The following is an 18,996-nucleotide window of genomic DNA, read 5'->3' as shown; positions in this document are numbered from 1 at the left end:
TTGCTTTGGGATTGAGCTTTGCAGGCCTTAGCTACGCTTCAGCTGAAGAACAGCCTACCCCTGTTAATGAAGCAACTGTTGAAGCCATCATCAAAGAAGGTGCTGTTGACGTTGAAGCTCCTGCAACTAGTGAAGCCACAACTAAACTTGCAGAAAACACACCTACTACCGCTTCGAGCGAAGCAACCACAGTGTCAGAAGCACCAGTGGCCAGCTCTGAAGTAGCCTCAACAAAAACAGTTTCTGAAAAACCAAGCTCTGAAGTAGCCTCAACAGAAACAGTTTCTGAAAAACCAAGCTCTGAAGTGACAAGCGCAGCTAGTTCGGAAGCAGCTAATTCTGAAATTATTCATTCTGAGGTAAGTGCAACAAATACACCTACAAACAACGAAAACCTCATCATAAGCACTTCTCCTGATAAAACAACTTTAGATACCTCACAAAAAGATGGTGATTTCACCATCACTGTTGAAGCGGAAGGTATCACAAAAAAGACAGATAAAAGAGAAAGTTTCGTTTCAGATGCAAATGGTGTTACCTATTATGTAGATGCAAAAGGGCAGCTGGTTACTGGACCAAGAGACATCAACGGTTTCCATTATTACTTTAACGATGACGGCACTATGGTAAAAGGGCAGCTTAGGAAAGTTGACGACAAACTGCACTTTTACGATGAAAACGATGGCAAGCTAGTAACAGACCGTTTTATTACATTCAAAGACAACCACTATATTCCAGAAGAAAACTATAGTAAAGTTGTTTACTTCAATGAACCTGCTTATATCGAACCAAACTATTATGTAATGCCTGGATTAGAACGTTACTATTTTGATAAAAATGGTAACACACTTGAGAAAGGTCGTCAGACAATTTTAGGTAACGACTATTACATCTATGACAATGGTCAAGTTGCTGTTCATAGACTAATGGAATTAGATCACAAACGCTACTACTTTGACGACAAAGGGGCCTTAGTCAAAAATAAACAATATCCTATCATCGAAAAGGGTCTATGGAAGTCTATGCCATATGTATTTTATTCAGACAACGATGGGGTGGCACATTATCTCAATAAACAACTAAACATTGTGACTTATCCGTTCCCAACTTACTATACTCTTCCTTCAGAAAATAATAGAGACTATCCAAAAAATCAATTTATGATGGACTACGAAGGTCGTTGGTATTACTTCAACAAAGACGGATTTCCTATCACTGGACCTAAAACTATTGATGGCTTTGAACTCTACTTCCATGAATCATCTCGTCCAGAAGGACATCAAGCTAAAGGCGAATTCATTAATATTGATAATAAAATTTACTACTTTGACAAAGACAATGGTCGTAAAGTCAAGGATACATCTTTTGAGTTAAACGGTATCCATTATATCGCAGATAAAGAAGGGAACATCACTATCCAAGGTGATTCTAGATTCCATAACCAATATGTCAGCGATGATAAAGGCAACTGGTATTACTACAACTCCGATGGCAATAAACTCATTGGCGAACAAAACATTGATAACGTCAAAGTTTACTTTAAGGACAGTGGAGTCCAAGTTAAAGGACACTTCGCTCCGAATGGACACTTCTATGACAAGGATAGTGGTGAACTTGTTACCAATGCTTATGTAGAAGACAATGGGAACTGGTACTATGTCGATGAAAATGGTCAAAAACTCATTGGAAACCAAATTGTTGATAGTTATCATGTTTGTTTTGACAGTGATGGTCGTCAACTAAAAGGTGAGGCTAGCTACTCAAATTCAGGTCTACCAAAACATTACTATGATTTGCATAATGGACAAATGGTTATCAACTCTCTTATTCAAATCGATGGTAAGACCTATAAAGCTGATAATGAAGGTAAACTCTCTGAAGTACCATATGCTTTAAACTATCGCAACCAAATTGTTACCGACGAATTTGAAAACAGCTATTATTATGACTACCAAGGAATGATGGTTAAAAATCAATACGTTACTATCTATCACCTAGAGAATGACTATCTTAACCCTAAAATTAGAAAAGTTACCTATTATGCAGGATATGACGGAAAATTCCTTCACGGTCCCCAAACAATAAATGGTGTTGCTGTTTATTTCAATGCCTATGGTGAACAAATCAAAGACCAATTCGCAGACGATGGTTACTATTATGATAAAGATACCGGTGCTCGTGTGAATTTAGGTGTCAACCGATCAGTTATGATAAATGGTAAATGGTATTATCTTGACCATAACGGAAAGCAATCTAAAGGTGAGTTTATTAAACAAGGAGGGAACAAATACTACTACGATAAAATTAATGGTGAGCGTGTCATTGGAACACTTTTTGAAGTGAACGATAAACTTTATATTTCAGATCAAGAAGGTGTCATTACTGAAAAGAAAGATGATATCAAAAAAAATGGACTGTTCTATGATGACTACCACAATATCCATTATATGAATGATAATGGCCATCTAGCTAGGAACTTATACGTCCCTTCTGCCCACAATGGATTTAGTGATGATATAAAACCTTTTTACTATTTTGGTTCCGAAGGAATAGCTTTAAAAGGCGAACATACTATTAATGGTGAAACTGTATTCTTCGATGAAAATGGAGAGCAAGTAAAAGGAGGTTTCGCAAAAAACGGTAAATATTACGATAAACATACAGGTAACTTAGCAAGAAATACTTTCAGAGAGCGTACTGTAAGAATCGCTCGTGAATGGCGTGCTAATGGTATCTCAACTACATTCCGCTACTACCTAGATAATAGTGGCTACAAGGTGTCAGGTTATCAGATTATTAACGGTGAGAACTACTACTTCTACCCTGATGGACCACAGTTAAAAGGGGATTTCGCACCAGATGGTAGATATCACGATAAAGACACCGGAGCTTTAGTCACAAAACGTTATGTTCAAATAAAACCTTGGAATTTTATCACCGACCTAGGTAATGACCCTATCGACCATAATTACGTTCAAGTATTTCAATTCGATAGATACCCTAGTTTAGCAGACACCTCAACTGGTGCAATTACTAGATATTTTGGTAAAAAATATTCTGATAGTTGGTACTACGTCGATGAAAATAGCCAAAAGGTAACTGGACACAAAACTATCGATAATGTAAAGGTTTACTTTGATAAAGATGGTAAACAAGCTAAAGGTATTGTTGCTGATGATGGTTATTACTATGACAAGAATAATGGTGAACTTGTTGACTTAGGACGTGACAAATTCGTTGACGTTGACGGTTATCGTTACTATGTTGGTAGTGATGGTAAATGTTATAAGGGTGAACAAAAGATTGGAGATGATTACTACTATTTTCACGATGATGGTAGACTAGGCTACGATGAATTGCGAACAATTTGGGCAGGAAATGACTACTACTACCATTATTATTACCCAAAAACTGGAAAACGTGCTAAAAATGTTGACATAACTTTTAATCACTCAATTCGTTACAAGGTTAAAGCAGAGATTGTTCATTTCGATGAAAACGGAGATGGAAGGGTTATTAAATATATTTACGAATAATATTTATTTCACACATCTAATTCCAATTTGTCTTTCAATGAAAGGAGAATTATCATGGAAAAGAAAGTACATTTTAAACTTCACAAAGTTAAAAAACATTGGGTAACCATTGCAGTGTCAGGACTTGCTTTGGGATTGAGTTTTGCAGGACTCGGCTACGCTTCAGCTGAAGAACAGCCTACCCCTGTTAATGAAGCAACTGTTGAAGCCATCATCAAAGAAGGCGCTATAGACGTTGAGGCTCCAGCAACTAGTGAGACCACAGCTAAACCTACAGAAAATACAGCTACTACCGCTTCGAGCGAGGCTGCCACAGTGCCAGAAACACCAGTGGCAAGCTCTGAAGTCACAAGCACATTTGTTTCAGCCTCTGAAACACATAATTCAGAATCTAAATCATCTGTCGCAACAAGTGTGACAGAAAAAACTTCGGACACTGAATCCCATGAAGACCGTACTATAGATGTTACCGACAGAGGTATTTACCCACCTCCACCATGGTCTTCTCGAGTGGAAAATGTTACAGGTGGTGAGTATTACACTGACGATGATGGTTTTTGGCATTATAGAAATGAAAATGGCGATGACTACATTGGTGGTCATACTATCGATGGTGTTAAGGTTTATTTTGATTATAAAGGTAGACAAGTAAAAGGAAGATTTGGCTTAGATCAACACTTTTACGATAAAGATTCTGGTGCTCTAGTTACGTCCAGTTATGTCAATGATGGCTATAACACCTACTATGTAAACAAAGAAGGGTATAGGCTTATCGGTCATCAAAAAATTAATGGAGAGTGGACTTACTTTAACGATTCTGGCGCCCAGTTAAAAGAGTCATTCGACCCTGAAGGTCGTTATTATGACGAAAATGGTCGACGGACTGACCTCGGTACTAATCACTATTTTCAATTACATAATAAGTGGTACTACATCGGAAATGATGGCAAGATTTTAAAAGGACCTCAAACTATCGACGGTGTTAAAGTCTATTTTGGTAATTATGATGGTATCCAAGTAAAGGGTGACTTTGCTAGTGATGAGCATTATTATGACAAGGATTCTGGTGCCTTGGTGACTAATCGCTTTGTTCATTCAATATACGACTTCTATGTAGATGAAAATGGTAATAGAGTTACAGGTCAAAAAAACATTGGAGGTGCTTGGTATTACTTTTCACCTGCACAAATCAAAGACGCATTTGGTCCTGATGGCTATTATTATGATAAAGAAGGCAAACGAACTGATTTAGGTACCAATCGCTATTACCAACTTCACACACACTGGTATTACATTGGTAAAGATGGCAAGATTTTAAAAGGACCTCAAACCATTGATGGCGTGAATGTATATTTTGACACTGATGGCAAACAAGTTAAAGGGCACTTTGCAGCTGATAACCGTTTTTACGACAAAAATAATGGTTGGCTCGTCACCAATCGTGTTGTGAATATGTATGGTGATAAAACCTATTACATTGATGAAAACGGCTATAAGTATACTGGTGTCAAAGAAATCAATGGGGCATTGTATTATTTTGAACCTGAACAAGTTTTTAATAAATTTGCCGAAAATGGTCGTTATTATGATGATAAAGGTAAACAAGTTGATTTCGGAACAAACCGCTTCTTCCACTTAAATGGATATTGTTACTATGCTGGAGATGACGGCACAATTTTAACAGGCAGACAAACGATTAATGGTATGGATGTTTACTTCGAGAACACTGGTGTCCAAGTCAAAGGCAGATTCATATCTGATTATTCAGGTAAGAATTTCCGCTATTATGATAAGGATTCCGGTGCCTTAGTCAAAAATCAATACGTTATTGCCTATAATGGTACTACTGGTCAAAACGAGAGATATTATCTGGATAATCAAGGACAACCATTAACCGGACCTCAAACCATTGATGGAAAGCAAGTGTACTTCCACGAATTAGGAAATTACTCTAACAATTACGGTGGTTGGCAAATATTCGATAATTTTGCTGAAGGACGGTACTATGATCAAGATGGTAATCTCGTTGACCTTGGTAAAAACCGTTACGTCCAAATCAAAGAAAATTGGTACTATGTTGGTAATGACGGAAAAATCTTAACAGGATACCATACAATTGATGGTGTTGATGTCTATTTTGATAACAATGGTGTACAAGCAAAAGGAACATTTGACTCTAATGACAGGTTCCACGATAAAGATACTGGAGGATTAATTTATAATCAATTCATTACAGTCAAAGATAAAACGTACTATATCGACGATGAGGGTAAGCCAGTTAAAGGGTTAGCCGTTATCAAAAATACCGAGTACTTCTTTGACAAACAAAAGGGAGCTCAGATAAAAGGGGACTTCGCTGTGAATGGCAAATACTATGATGGTATCACTGGAGCTCTTGTAACCAATAGCTATGTACGAGTCGGATCAGATTGGTACTATGTAAATAGTAAAGGTAAACGCCTCAAAGGAGCTCAAATCATTAATAATGTAGCCGTTTACTTCAACCCTCAAAATGGTAAACAACTTAAAGGTGGATTTGACGAAGACGGTTACTTCTACGACAAAGACTCCGGTGCCAAGACTGATTTAGGAAAGAATCACTATGTGCAAATCAACGATGCTTGGTATTATATTGGTTCTGAAGGTAAAATCCTAAAAGGAGAGCAAACTATTGATGGTGTACAAGTCCATTTCGACACTATTACTGGTGTTCAAGTTAAAGGTAACTTCATTACTAAAGATGGACGATTAATTACTGAAAAGGATCATGCTAGCTATACTCCGGCTGAAAAATTCTTCGATAAAGATTCTGGCGCCCTAGTCAAAGGTCGTTACTTTACCCATAAAGGCAAGTGGTATTATGCTAATGATCAGGGAATCTTACTAAAAGGGTCTCAGACCATCGATGGTGTAAATGTCTATTTCCACCCTTACTACTTCGGTGGTCAAGCTAAGGACCTTGTTTTGGACGGCTATTACTATGATAAAGACACTGGTGCTCGGCAAGAAATCCCTAAAAATACATTTTTCAAGGCCGGAAACAAATTATACTACTTTGATAGTAATGGGGATTTCGGTAGAATGACAATAGATGGAAAAGACTATTGTGTTTATTCTTGGGGTGAAGTTATTCGAGGTGGATTAGGACCCTACAACACTCTTCCATATTATGATGAAGAAACAGGTGCTGCTATCCACAAAACCGGTCTCATAAAATCAGGCAATAATTGGTTTTACCTTGATGAAAACGGTCGAAAAGTCAAAGGACTACGAGAGATTAATGGTAAGATCTATTATTTCTCTGATGGACCAGAATCAAGATATGGGCATTATTATGATCAAGTCCGTGGCTTATTAGTTAACCCTTACAATGAAAATTACTATAATAGCACTTCAAAAGCTGAACCTACATACTTCTTTGATGCTGAGACAGGTGCTGCTTTAACTAACCAATTCTTTAACTGGGGGGGATATTGGTACTACTTTGGTCCTGACGGAAAAGCGCTTATTTTCGATCAGGTTATAAACGGACAACATCTCTACTTCAGAAATAATGGTAAACAAGTCAAAGGACAATTTATCTCAGATTATAAAGGAACTCGCTATTATGATGAAAATTCTGGCGAGCTAGTTACTAATCAAACACGTACTATTAATGGTGCAACCTATCAGTTTGATGAAAACGGACGTCCTACTCAACTGTGAGATTTATCTTATTATAGTAAGTATGTTTGTCTAAATGTTCTTTAAAAAACACAAAAGGAAGTCGACCAACTGTCAACTTCCTTTTTCATATCATCAATCACTGTCATACAAATAGAATCCAAATATGAACTATTCTTAAACAATTACGATTATCTTGTAAAAAAACTTGTTTGTCATAAAAAAAGTATTATAATAAAGATAGGTGGACATGTAAGCGTTTTACTAAAAACGTTGAAAGTGTACTACAGGGGATTAGGATTAGGAACTTGGCTTTAGACTTCTAACGTCAAAATAATTTTTTATGCATGAAAACTGGTCCTTAGGCACTTTGGCATGATAATCTAAGGCTCTTTTCATACACACATCTGTCTATAATACAAAACTAGAGCTTTAGAGAGAATGCTTCAAACTAAAAGTTCTAGTTTTTTGTATTTAAAGACATATGCCATAGGCTGGATTCAATAATAAAACGAAAGGAGAGAAATAAAAGTATTAGGATAAAAACATAAAATCACTTGTTTCTAGATATAAACTACACAGCATAAGCATATTCTCCTTGCCACACATTTGACGTGCTCGCCTATAAAATCGTCTTATGGCCATGCCCTGAGAGATTTAGATATGGGGCTCAGTCGTTTTAACAGATCTTCTCACTTTTAACATTCTTCTGACGGCCCTGCTCCTTTATGTTACACACCTAAACATCGGTGTTCATTTTTGAAGGGAGTCTATTATGAATACTGAAATGAATTATCATTGGCAAATGTCCAAAAAACACGTCGTAGCACTTTCTTGCGTAACTGCTCTAGCTACTTTTACTTTAGTCGCACGCCCTACATTTGCGGATGAAGTAAAAATACCTGAAGCTACAGGCCAACCAACTGAGATTCTTGCACCTGCACAAGAAACTGTAGTAACTAATGTTGAGGTCAAAGCACCTACTACAAATCCTATTTCAACTAATACTGAGCTACCTACTAGTACAAGTACGGTTCTTAGTGAAGCTCCTAGCAGTGAAGTCGCATCATCTGAATTAGCAAGCGAATCACCAGTAGAAGTCACTTCTGAACAAGGAAATAGCAATCAAGATAATCAGACAAACAAAGCTACACCTATTAAAACGGCAACTTCAGAAGCCTCTACTACAAAAACTTCGGTGGAAAAAGTCAATGAACCTATTCATGTCGAAGAAACAAAAACACCTACAAAAAACAGTGAACAGCCTGCCCCAATCGATGAAAATGAAAAGCCAGTCACACCTTCTGTAACACTTGAAAATGCACCTCATATTTCTGGTGGACATTATTATAGTGATGATAATGGTAACTGGTATTACAAGGATGCAAATGGCAAAAATCTTGTCGGGCTGAACTATGTGGATAATGTTCCTGTTTACTTTAGCCAAGACGGTATTCAAATCAAAGGTGATTTTGCAGAGGATGGCCGATACTATGACAAAGATTCTGGTGCTCTCGTAACTAAGGCCTTTAAAGAACTCTTAACTTATATTGGTCGTGATGATATCAACAATCAAAACATCTATACTACTGATTGGTACTACCTTGATGCCGACGGACGGCCACTTAAAGGTCCTCAAAATCTTGGTGGTACAAACATGTACTTCTTCCCTAATGGGGCACAAGTTAAGGGACGTTTTGCACCTGATGGACACTACTATGACAAAGATTCTGGTGCGCTTGTAACTAACAGCTTTGTCCATGTCTACAACTGGAATTATCAAAATCAAGACGGAAATCATGTGAATCACTTTGTCATCACTATTCCTAATAATTCAGTCGTTGGACCTAACGGTGAAAACCAATTTTTGGATATGAGTCATTACCCACTTTCTAGCAATGATTTGAATCGCGAAGATTTCTACTATTACGTAGATGATAAGGGGGATAAACTGACAGGACCTCAAACCCTAAACGGCATCCATGTCTATTTCGACCAAAATGGTAGACAACTTAGAGGTGAGTTTGCATTTGACGAAGATGGTACTGTTCATTACTATGATGCGAAAAACGGTGCACGCGCTGAAAATACCATTGTTAGAACAAATACTGGTGCCTTCAAATTCGATGCAAATGGTAATGGACATTTGATGAAACCTGGCGAAGAAACAGATACCCCCGTCACTCCTACACCTACTGTCTCCCTAGACAATGCACCACGAGTTTTTGGTGGTCACTATTATAGTGATAACGAAGGCAACTGGTACTACAAGGATGCAAACGGTAAAAACCTCATCGGTCTCAACTTCGTTGACAACATTCCAGTCTACTTTGACAAGGATGGCAAACAAGTCAAAGGACGTTTTGCAGAGGATGGTCGCTATTACGATAAAAACTCTGGTGCACTTGTAACAAAACGCTATCTTGAAACTGAAGATGGCAACTGGGTTTACGTCAATGATAAAGGTGATAAACTCAAGGGAGAACAAACTATCGATGGTGTTAAAGTCTACTTTGATGATTTCACTGGTACACAAGTCAAGGGACATTTTGCACCAAATGGTAAATACTATGACAAAGATTCTGGGGCTCTCGTAACCAATGCTTTTAAAGAAATCTTGACTTATATTGGTCGTGATGACATCAACAATCAAAATGTCTATACTACTGCCTGGTATTATCTCGATGCTGATGGTAAGCCATTAACAGGACCTCAAACCTTTGGAAATAGTCACTTGTACTTCCTTCCTAATGGGGCACAAGTCAAGGGACGCTTCGCCCCTGATGGACACTATTATGATAAAGACTCTGGTGCTCTCGTCACTGATAGCTTTGTTCATGTCTACAACTGGAATTACCGAAATCTCGATGGTGATCGCATCTTCCACTTCACTATTACCATTCCTGGAAATGATCTCGTAGATCAGGATGGACAATACCCAAGAGAAAGTAAAGATTTGGATCGTGAAGATTTCTACTACTATGTTGATGCTAAAGGGGATAAACTGACAGGACCTCAAACATTAAACGGCATCCATGTTTACTTCGACCAAAACGGTAGACAACTTAGAGGTGAATTCAAATTTGACGATGACGGAACTGTCCACTATTACGACGCTAAGAATGGAGCACGCGCTGAAAATACCATTGTTAGAACAAACACTGGTGCCTTCAAGTTCGATGCTGACGGTAATGGACATTTGATGGGACCTGGTGAAGTTTAGGAATATAATTCAAATAACAACTATTGATATCGCATGATTACTCTCATTTAGGAATCGCTAAAAAGGAAGTCGACCAACTGTCAACTTCCTTTTTTATATCACAAGTAAACTTTTTCTTCCCCTTTAAGAAAACTTTAGGATTTGCTTTATATACTATAACCATCCTAAAACTTTTCTTTTTCATAATCTCCTAAATCCAGGGCCTAGGTCCTGGATTTTTTTGTGCGGTCAAGAAATAAACGATGTCATAGGTTTTGAGCTATTGCTTTTCTTCTTTTGCCTGATTAATCATATCTAGGAAATAAGCATGTACCCTTTCGTCACCCGTTAATTCTGGATGAAAAGAGGTCACTAACATCTGCTTTTCTCTAGCTGCCACGATAGCCCCATTGACTTGAGCTAAAATCTCCACTTCTGGTCCAACAGCTTCAATAATTGGCCCACGAATAAAGACCATTGGGATCTCCCCTATTCCCTTAAATTCAGCATCTGTGCCAAAACTGCCCAATTGGCGACCATAGGCATTTCTGGCTACATTGATGTCCATACTTGCCAAATGTTTTGTTTGGTCCCCCACTATGGTTTTGGCCAACAAAATCAGACCTGCACAGGTTCCAAATACAGGTAGTCCAGCATCAATTTTCGTCTTAATCGGCTCAAACAAGTCTAAATCATGCAAGAGTTTCCCCATGACTGTCGACTCTCCCCCTGGTAGAATGAGCCCGTCCAAATCAGCGTGAGCTTCCCAATCCTGTCGATTTCTGATTTGAACCGTTTCAACCCCAAGTGCTTTCAAGACCTGCTCATGTTCTGCAAAAGCACCTTGCAAAGCCAGTATTCCAATTTTTGTCATCTATTTTCCTCGCTCTGCCATTAAGATGTCAATTTCATCCTTGTTGATACCAACCATGGCTTCACCCAAATCTTCTGACACTTGCGCCAAAATATCGGGACGATTATAGTTAGTCACTGCCTTGACGATGGCTTCCGCACGTTTTTTCGGATCTCCTGACTTGAAAATCCCTGAACCAACAAAGACACCTTCAGCCCCCAACTGCATCATTAGGGCAGCATCCGCTGGTGTCGCTACACCACCTGCCGCAAAATTGACAACAGGCAACTTGCCATGTTCATGGACATAACGAACTAAATCAATTGGCACCTGCAAGTCTTTAGCAGTAATATAGAGTTCATCTTCTCTAAGATTTTGAATACGGCGAATTTCTTGATTCATGAGTCGCAAGTGGTGAACAGCCTGAACAATATCACCAGTACCAGGTTCACCCTTGGTACGAATCATTGATGCCCCTTCAGAGATACGACGAAGAGCCTCACCAAGATCCTTGGCCCCACAGACGAAAGGCACATCAAATTTGGTTTTGTCCACATGAATAAGATCATCAGCCGGTGTCAAAACCTCACTCTCGTCGATATAATCAATCTCAATCGCCTGCAAAATCTGTGCTTCAACGAAATGACCAATACGCACCTTAGCCATAACTGGAATACTAACGGCGTCCTGAATTTCCTTGATCATCTTAGGATCACTCATACGTGACACACCACCCACTGCACGGATATCGGCCGGAATGCGTTCCAAGGCCATGACCGCAGCTGCTCCCGCCGCTTCAGCAATACGTGCCTGCTCAGGATTTTGAACGTCCATGATGACGCCCCCCTTAAGCATCTGTGCCAAATTTTTATTTAAGTCGTAACGATTTGTCATTGCAATCACCTCTCATGTTTTTATGTCCTTTATTTTACACAGGATAATTTTTGAAAAAAAGAGTATTTTTCTCAAACTGTATGGGGACAATTACCCTTTCAAGCATATCTATAGACGAAAAAATAAATAAATTAGGAAAACTCTTTTATAGGCTATAACTATCACGAATATAAGAATCTTTTTATAAAATCATGGCGTTTTGTATCCGCTTTCTATTGAAATTATTAGAAAACAGGATTAAAATATAATCGTAAATTAATTTTTGGTATTCATGATGTTTTTATGTCGCAGCATGAATTTACCAAGCCACCATACAAGGGGGAAAATTATGGAAAACAAAGTTCGTTTCAAACTTCATAAAGTTAAGAAACATTGGATCACAATCGCTGCTTCAAGTTTGGCTATCGGAGCTTCACTAATTGGACTAGGACAGGTCGGAGCTGATGAAGTCAAACCAGAAACGACTGCTGTTAACAGTCCTGAAAATGTCGTCTCTGACAGCAATCTTGAGACAAGTGCTAGCCTCATTACAAGAACCGAAGTGGCTCCAACGAGTACTGTTGTCGGGAATACTTCTAGTGAAGCAGTCTCTACTGACACTACATCTACTAATGTGGCTAGTCAGCCTGCAGAAGCAACTGCTACACAGCCTGCTAACGAGACTGATAAAAAGGTTGAAACCGCTCAATCTAGTGAAACAACTATTGCTGATAGGAGCGCGGAACCTGTCACCGACAAGCAAAATACAAATGAAAATAAGTCAGAGATTACTGAGGTTAGTGAGCATCCATTATCAGGACAAGAAATCTCTATCACTCAAGGAAAATTCACATCCGACGATCAAGGCAATTGGTACTACACCAAGGACGGAAAAAATCTCACTGGATGGAATAATGTAGAAGATCGCGAATACTATTTCCAAGAAGATGGAAAACAGGTCAAAGGCCAATTTGTTGAGGTAAATGGAAAGAACTATTATTTAGATGACCATACTGGTATGCTCTTAGTCAATTGCTACCTCGATAAAGATGGAAAACATTATCAAATAGATGAGAATGGGGTTGTGACAGAGAGAACTAAACTGCCTACAAACATTACTGGTGGACATTTTGAAGCCAATGATAAGGGGGAATGGTCTTATATCACTTCACAAGGTGAAAAATTGACTGGTTTCCAATATGTGGACGGTGTTGAACTCTATTTTGACAAAGATGGGAAACAACTCAAAGGTCAAGAAATCACAGTTGATGGAAAAACATATTACTTAGATCATAACACCGGTGCCCTTCTCAAAAATTCTTACCGCAATTGGTCTGAAAAACAGATTATCCCACGGTATAAAACAAACTACATTTACCATACTAGTTACTTCAACCGAGATGGCATACGTGCCACAGGTCTCGTTAAAACAGCAGCTGGTTTCATTCACTATTTTGATGAAAATGGCGAACTGCTTAAGAATGTAGCGGTTAATGTAGGAGGCACAACCTATGTCTTTGGTGAGAGAGGACGGCTAGCTCGAAACTCCTTTATTTGGGATAAGGTAGATTTCACCTTCCCTGAAAATGTTAATTTTTATTATGGTGATGAAAAGGGCCACGCTGTTAAAGGACTTCAAACCATTGATGGTTACCAACTTTACTTCGATAAAGACGGTCGTCAAGCAAAAGATAAAATCGTTCAGATTGATGGTAAAACCTATTACTTTGATAAAAACAATGGACGTATGGTTAAAAATCAATGGGCCTCAGTCAATGTTGGTGGAATTAGTCCTGCATCAAAGGACTACCGTTCATACTATCTCGGAAATGATGGCGCTGCTGTGACTGGTTGGCAAGATATTGATGGAAAACACTTGTACTTCACCGATACCGGTATCTATGCTTCTAATGGCATCTATTCAATCAATGGTAAAAACTATCTATTTGAAAAAGGACAATTAGTCAAAGATGCTTATGGCGTTGTTGATAAGCCAGGGGCTAAAGTGAGATTAAAATATACCTATCGAACTAATGCAGATGGAGAAGTCCTAACTGGTAAACAAATTATCGATGGAACAGAATATATCTTTGCTTCAGATGGTCAAGTCGTCGATGGTGTTGTACGTTATGACGGGAAACTTTATCTAGTCAAAGATAGTAAAATAGAAAAAAACTATTTTGGAGCCTTCTTTTCTAAAAACGAAATTTTGGGTGGAATTAATTTCACTGGAATCTATGGAACTGATGAAAACGGTGTCCTCCTAGAGGGTGTCCAACGAGGCTTAGATGGTCAACTGCACTACTTCCAACCAAAGGTGGAAAGTATTAACAAGCCTACGTGGAAAAAAATCGATGGCAAGCGTTATCGTCTAACAAAATGGTATCTTCCTGAACACCATGCTGGTATGTACACCACTATTATCCTCACTAACGATACTTTGAAAGTCGATGACAAGACCTATACGATTGATAATGAGGGAGTTGCAACTGAGTTTACGGCCAAAAACCAATTTATTCGTGATGACAATTGGAACTGGTACTACTACGATACTGATGGCAAGGTCCTAACTGGTCGTCAAACCATTGATGGTGTTCAACTCTACTTTGATGCTAACGGTAAACAAGCTAAAGGTACTTTGATTGACATTGATGGTGACACTTACTACTTTGATAAGGATAGTGGGGCTATGTGGACCAATCGTAGTCTAACTCTCAATGGAATGACCTACGAAATTGATGACCAAGGACGTGTGACATCGTCACTTCGAAATACCTTTGTTCAAGATAAGGATGGTGACTGGACCTACCTCAAGGATAAAGGGCAAGTAGCTACTGGATGGCAGACTATTGACGGTGTCCAACTCTACTTTGATGGCACTGGAAAACAAATCAAAGGTGAACGTATCCTTATAGATGGAAAATACTACTATTTCGATAAGAACAGTGGCGAACTTCTCCGTAATGCATTCCATTCCTTTAATTCATATATTTACTACTTTGGCAATGATGGAGCACAAGTTTTTGGCTGGTACACAATAAACGATTACCGTGTTTACTTTAAGGAAGACGGTCTACAAGCTAAAGATAATGTCCTTTTAATTGACGGAAATTATTATTATTTCAATCAAGATGGCCAACTTCTTGTTAATGGTTCCGCTAAATCATATAATAGTTTATATCTTGCAGATTCAGAAGGAAAATTATTAACCGGTTGGAGAGAGATTGACGGTAAGACCTATTACCTAAATCCAAGCAAACAATATCGCTACTCTAACACAACAGAAACCATAGACGGAAAGACTTATCTTTTCGGTTCTTACGGAGAATTGTTACGAAATGACACTAACTACGGACACGCTTCGGATGAAAATGGAATCGTTCGAACAGGATTCTACCGTACTGATAAAGGCTACCTCTGCTATCTTGAGCCAAGAGTAATCTCTTACTACCAACCAACTTGGAAGGAAATTGACGGTAAGCTCTATCACTTCGAAAAATCAACTTCATTAGGTAAAGACCTTAACGGTTCTCCAATCACAACCAATGCAACCCTTGAAAAAGATGGCAAAACTTATGTCATTGATGAAAATGGTGTGGCAACTGAGAAAGTGAATTAAAGGGTAAAAGCCTAAAACTTTTCTTTTTCATAATCTCCTAAATCCAGGGCTCAGGTCCTGGATTTTTTTGTGTAAACATCTACTTCTCTCAAACGTCTCTATTGCACTATTTATTGAAACTATAATTATGTATGCGTTTTCTATTGAGTTTGTTAGAAAATAAGGGTAAGATATAATCATAAATTAATCTTTGGTATTAATCTCGTTAATTATTTCACGATGTGAGTATGCCAAGTCACCATAATAAGGGGGAAATTTATGGAAAACAAAGTTCATTTCAAGCTTCATAAAGTTAAGAAACATTGGATTACAATCGCTGCCTCAAGTTTGGCTATCGGGGCTTCACTGATTGGCCTAGGACAGGTCGGAGCTGATGAAGTCAAACCAGAAACGACTGCCGTTAACAGTCCTGAAAATGTCGTCTCTGACAGCAATCTTGAGACAAGTGCTAGCCTCATTACAAGAACCGAAGTAGCTCCAGCAAGTACTGTTGTCGAGAATACTTCTAGTGAAGCAGTATCTTCTGACACTGCATCTACTAACGTTGCTAGTCAGCTTACAGAAACGACTACTACACAGCCTGCCAGTGAAACTGATAAGAAGGTTGAAGGAGTTACTACTGATAGAAGTACTGAAGTCTCATCTGAGACAAGCGACAACGCAACTACTGCACACGAAACACCTTCCCAAGGTGGCAAGTTCACTTCTGATGATCAAGGTAACTGGTATTACTTAGACAGTGAGGGCCACAAACTAACTGGCCCACAAACCATCGATAGCTTTAACCTCTACTTCCATGACAATGGTATCCAAGCAAAAGGTGAAAAGGTAACCATTGATGGCAAGGATTACTACTACGATAAAGATAATGGGCGAAAGGTAACTGATACAAGTATTGAAGTAGACGGTAAAACTTATTTAGCAGATGCTGATGGCATCCTAACCGAAAAAACGCAACTACCTACCCAGGTCGTGACCGGTGGTCATTTCCAATCTGACAACCAAAAAGATTGGTATTACTACACTGCTAATGGTGAAAAATTGACTGGTTGGCAAAATGTTGATGGTGTCATCCTTTATTTTGATAAAGAAGGTAAACAAGTCAAAGGACAAAAACAAGAAATCGACGGCAAGCACTACTATTTTGCCTATCATAATGGTGCCTTAATGACTAATCAATGGTATGAACATATCATCTTTAATGGTTATAGGACCAATCCAATGTATACGCACCTCTTTGAATATCTAGGAGAGGACGGTGCTCCCGTTACAGGTTGGCATACAATCGATAACAAACGCTACTACTTCCAATCGGACGGCCTGAGAGCTCAAAATGATGTCGTAACCATTGATGGGAAGGAATATTTGTTTGATTATGACGGTCAATTGGTTAAGAACACGTATGGCATCGTTGAAAGACCTTCTATGTTTTTCTCTAGTAAAACAACTTACCATACTGATGCTGATGGCGTCATTCAAACCGGTAGACAATTAATTGATGGTAAGGAATACATTTTTTCTGAAAATGGGGTTGTCCTAAACGGAATTATCACTTTTGAAAATAAAGATTATTTTGTCATTAATAGTGTAGTCCAAAAAAATAGCCTTAAAGCCTACTTTGCACCTGTTGTCTATCACAATGAAGGTATTTTTAATGGGATCTATGGCACTGATGAAAACGGAATTGTCTTAAAAGGATTCCAACGAGGTATTGATGGTCAACTCCACTACTTTCAACCAGAAGTAAAAAGTGTCACTAAGCCTTCATGGGAGGAAATCAATGGGCAACGTTACCGATTGACAGATGGAGATTACGTCGAACCTACTGCTGGTATGCGTCCTACAATTATTGTCTCTAATACAACTTTGAAAGTTGATGACAAAGTCTATTCCTTTGATGACAAGGGAATCTCAACTGAAGTTACACCTAAAAATCAGTTTATTCGCGACGACTTTTGGAACTGGTACTACTACGACAAAGATGGGAAACTCCTAACAGGTCGTCAAACCATTGATGGTGTCCAACTCTACTTTGATAAAGATGGCAAGCAAGCCAAAGGAACTTTGGTTGACATCGATGGGGATACCTACTACTTCGATAAAGATAGCGGAGCTTTATGGACTAACCGTACCATTGAGCTTGGTGGTGTTACCTATAACATTGATGAAGAAGGACATGTCACATCATCTCTACGCAACACCTTTGTTCAGGACAAGGATGGCGATTGGACTTATCTCAAAGATAAGGGCCAATTAGCTACTGGCTGGCAAACCATTAACGGTGTCCAACTCTACTTTGATGGCAGTGGTAAGCAAATAAAAGGGAAGCGTATCCTTATAGATGGGAAGTACTACTATTTCGCTGAAAACAATGGTGAACTCCTCCGTAATGCATTCTATCCGTACAATTACTATTCTAAGCTCTACTTTGGCAATGATGGAGCTCAAGTTTTTGGCTGGTATACACTAGATAATCACCGTGTTTACTTTAAGGAAAATGGTCTTCAAGCTAAAGAAGAGTTGCTTCTAATTGACGGAAATTATTATTACTTCACTCGAGATGGGCAACTCCTAGTTGATGGTTCAGCTAAATTATTTGGTGAAATATATCTTGCCGATTCAGAAGGAAAACTATTAACCGGGTGGAGAGAAATTGACGGTAAGACTTATTACCTAGATCCAAGCAACCAATATCGCTATATCAATAAAACAGAAACCATAGATGGAAAGACCTATCTTTTCGGTTCTTACGCAGAATTATTACGTAATGAAACTAAATCCGGTTACATTTCAGACGAAAATGGAATCGTTCGAACAGGATTCTACCGCACTGATAAAGGCTATCTCTGCTATCTTGAGCCTCAGATAATATCTTCCTACCAACCAACTTGGAAGGAAATTGACGGTAAGCTCTATCACTTTGAAAAATCAACCTCATTAGGGAAAGATTTGTACGGTTCTCCAATCACAACCAAAGCAACACTAGAAAAAGATGGCAAAACTTATGTCATTGATGAAAATGGTGTAGCAACTGAGAAAGTGAATTAATGGGGAAAGAAAAAAATTTCTTCCACTTTAAGAAAATTTTAGGCTTTGCTTTATATACTATAAGCATCCTAAAACTTTTCTTTTTCATAATCTCCTAAAATCCAGGGCATAGGTTCTGGATTATTTTGTTTTAGAAAGGTCTTTAGCAACTAAAATCATCCCCTCTCACTCGCAATGCAATGTAATCGTTTTCTTATTTTTA

Annotated in this window: 7 protein-coding genes; 5 read left to right on the top strand and 2 right to left on the bottom strand. The window is 38.5% G+C overall.

Features of this window, described 5'->3' with window-relative positions; translation table 11 throughout:
• From HMPREF1519_RS01950 to HMPREF1519_RS01940, 3 genes are all read left to right on the top strand, one after another.
• Positions 1 to 3,536, top strand: a 3,536-nt coding sequence (locus tag HMPREF1519_RS01950) for a glucosyl transferase (protein ID WP_037611028.1), incomplete at its 5' end; no start/stop codon positions are given.
• A 54-nt stretch (positions 3,537 to 3,590) separates the two neighbouring features.
• On the top strand, positions 3,591 to 7,241 hold the full coding sequence (locus tag HMPREF1519_RS01945) for a KxYKxGKxW signal peptide domain-containing protein (protein ID WP_037611026.1): 3,651 nt from the start codon (positions 3,591 to 3,593) through the stop codon (positions 7,239 to 7,241).
• 733 nt (positions 7,242 to 7,974) lie between these two features.
• On the top strand, positions 7,975 to 10,422 hold the full coding sequence (locus tag HMPREF1519_RS01940; RefSeq protein ID WP_022496030.1) for a hypothetical protein: 2,448 nt from the start codon (positions 7,975 to 7,977) through the stop codon (positions 10,420 to 10,422).
• A gap of 259 nt (positions 10,423 to 10,681) precedes the next feature.
• Here the strand turns inward: HMPREF1519_RS01940 and pdxT are convergent, their stop codons facing one another.
• On the bottom strand, positions 10,682 to 11,275 hold the full coding sequence (gene pdxT, locus HMPREF1519_RS01935; RefSeq protein WP_022496031.1) for a pyridoxal 5'-phosphate synthase glutaminase subunit PdxT: 594 nt from the start codon (positions 11,273 to 11,275) through the stop codon (positions 10,682 to 10,684).
• Entirely contained in the window at positions 11,276 to 12,148 is an 873-nt protein-coding gene (gene pdxS, locus HMPREF1519_RS01930) for a pyridoxal 5'-phosphate synthase lyase subunit PdxS (RefSeq protein WP_002883851.1), read from the bottom strand.
• A 328-nt stretch (positions 12,149 to 12,476) separates the two neighbouring features.
• On the opposite strand from pdxS, the gene HMPREF1519_RS01925 reads away from it, so the two are divergent.
• Both HMPREF1519_RS01925 and HMPREF1519_RS01920 read left to right on the top strand, forming a co-directional pair.
• On the top strand, positions 12,477 to 15,746 hold the full coding sequence (locus tag HMPREF1519_RS01925) for a KxYKxGKxW signal peptide domain-containing protein (RefSeq protein WP_022496032.1): 3,270 nt from the start codon (positions 12,477 to 12,479) through the stop codon (positions 15,744 to 15,746).
• 258 nt (positions 15,747 to 16,004) lie between these two features.
• Entirely contained in the window at positions 16,005 to 18,794 is a 2,790-nt protein-coding gene (locus HMPREF1519_RS01920; RefSeq protein WP_037611024.1) for a KxYKxGKxW signal peptide domain-containing protein, read from the top strand.
• Positions 18,795 to 18,996: the final 202 nt, after the last annotated feature.

This window comes from Streptococcus sp. SR4, assembly GCF_000517725.1.
GTDB classification, from domain to species: domain Bacteria; phylum Bacillota; class Bacilli; order Lactobacillales; family Streptococcaceae; genus Streptococcus; species Streptococcus salivarius_F.
Note: the sequence above shows the minus strand (reverse complement) of the source record. Positions and strands in the feature narration are given on the sequence as shown.

What these genes read in the sequence shown, in the direction of transcription:
- HMPREF1519_RS01945 (WP_037611026.1), top strand. Translation starts at nt 3,591, where the DNA reads ATGGAAAAGAAAGTACATTTTAAACTTCACAAAGTTAAAAAACATTGG.
- HMPREF1519_RS01940 (WP_022496030.1), top strand. Translation starts at nt 7,975, where the DNA reads ATGAATACTGAAATGAATTATCATTGGCAAATGTCCAAAAAACACGTC.
- pdxT (WP_022496031.1), bottom strand. Translation starts at nt 11,275, where the DNA reads ATGACAAAAATTGGAATACTGGCTTTGCAAGGTGCTTTTGCAGAACAT.
- pdxS (WP_002883851.1), bottom strand. Translation starts at nt 12,148, where the DNA reads ATGACAAATCGTTACGACTTAAATAAAAATTTGGCACAGATGCTTAAG.
- HMPREF1519_RS01925 (WP_022496032.1), top strand. Translation starts at nt 12,477, where the DNA reads ATGGAAAACAAAGTTCGTTTCAAACTTCATAAAGTTAAGAAACATTGG.
- HMPREF1519_RS01920 (WP_037611024.1), top strand. Translation starts at nt 16,005, where the DNA reads ATGGAAAACAAAGTTCATTTCAAGCTTCATAAAGTTAAGAAACATTGG.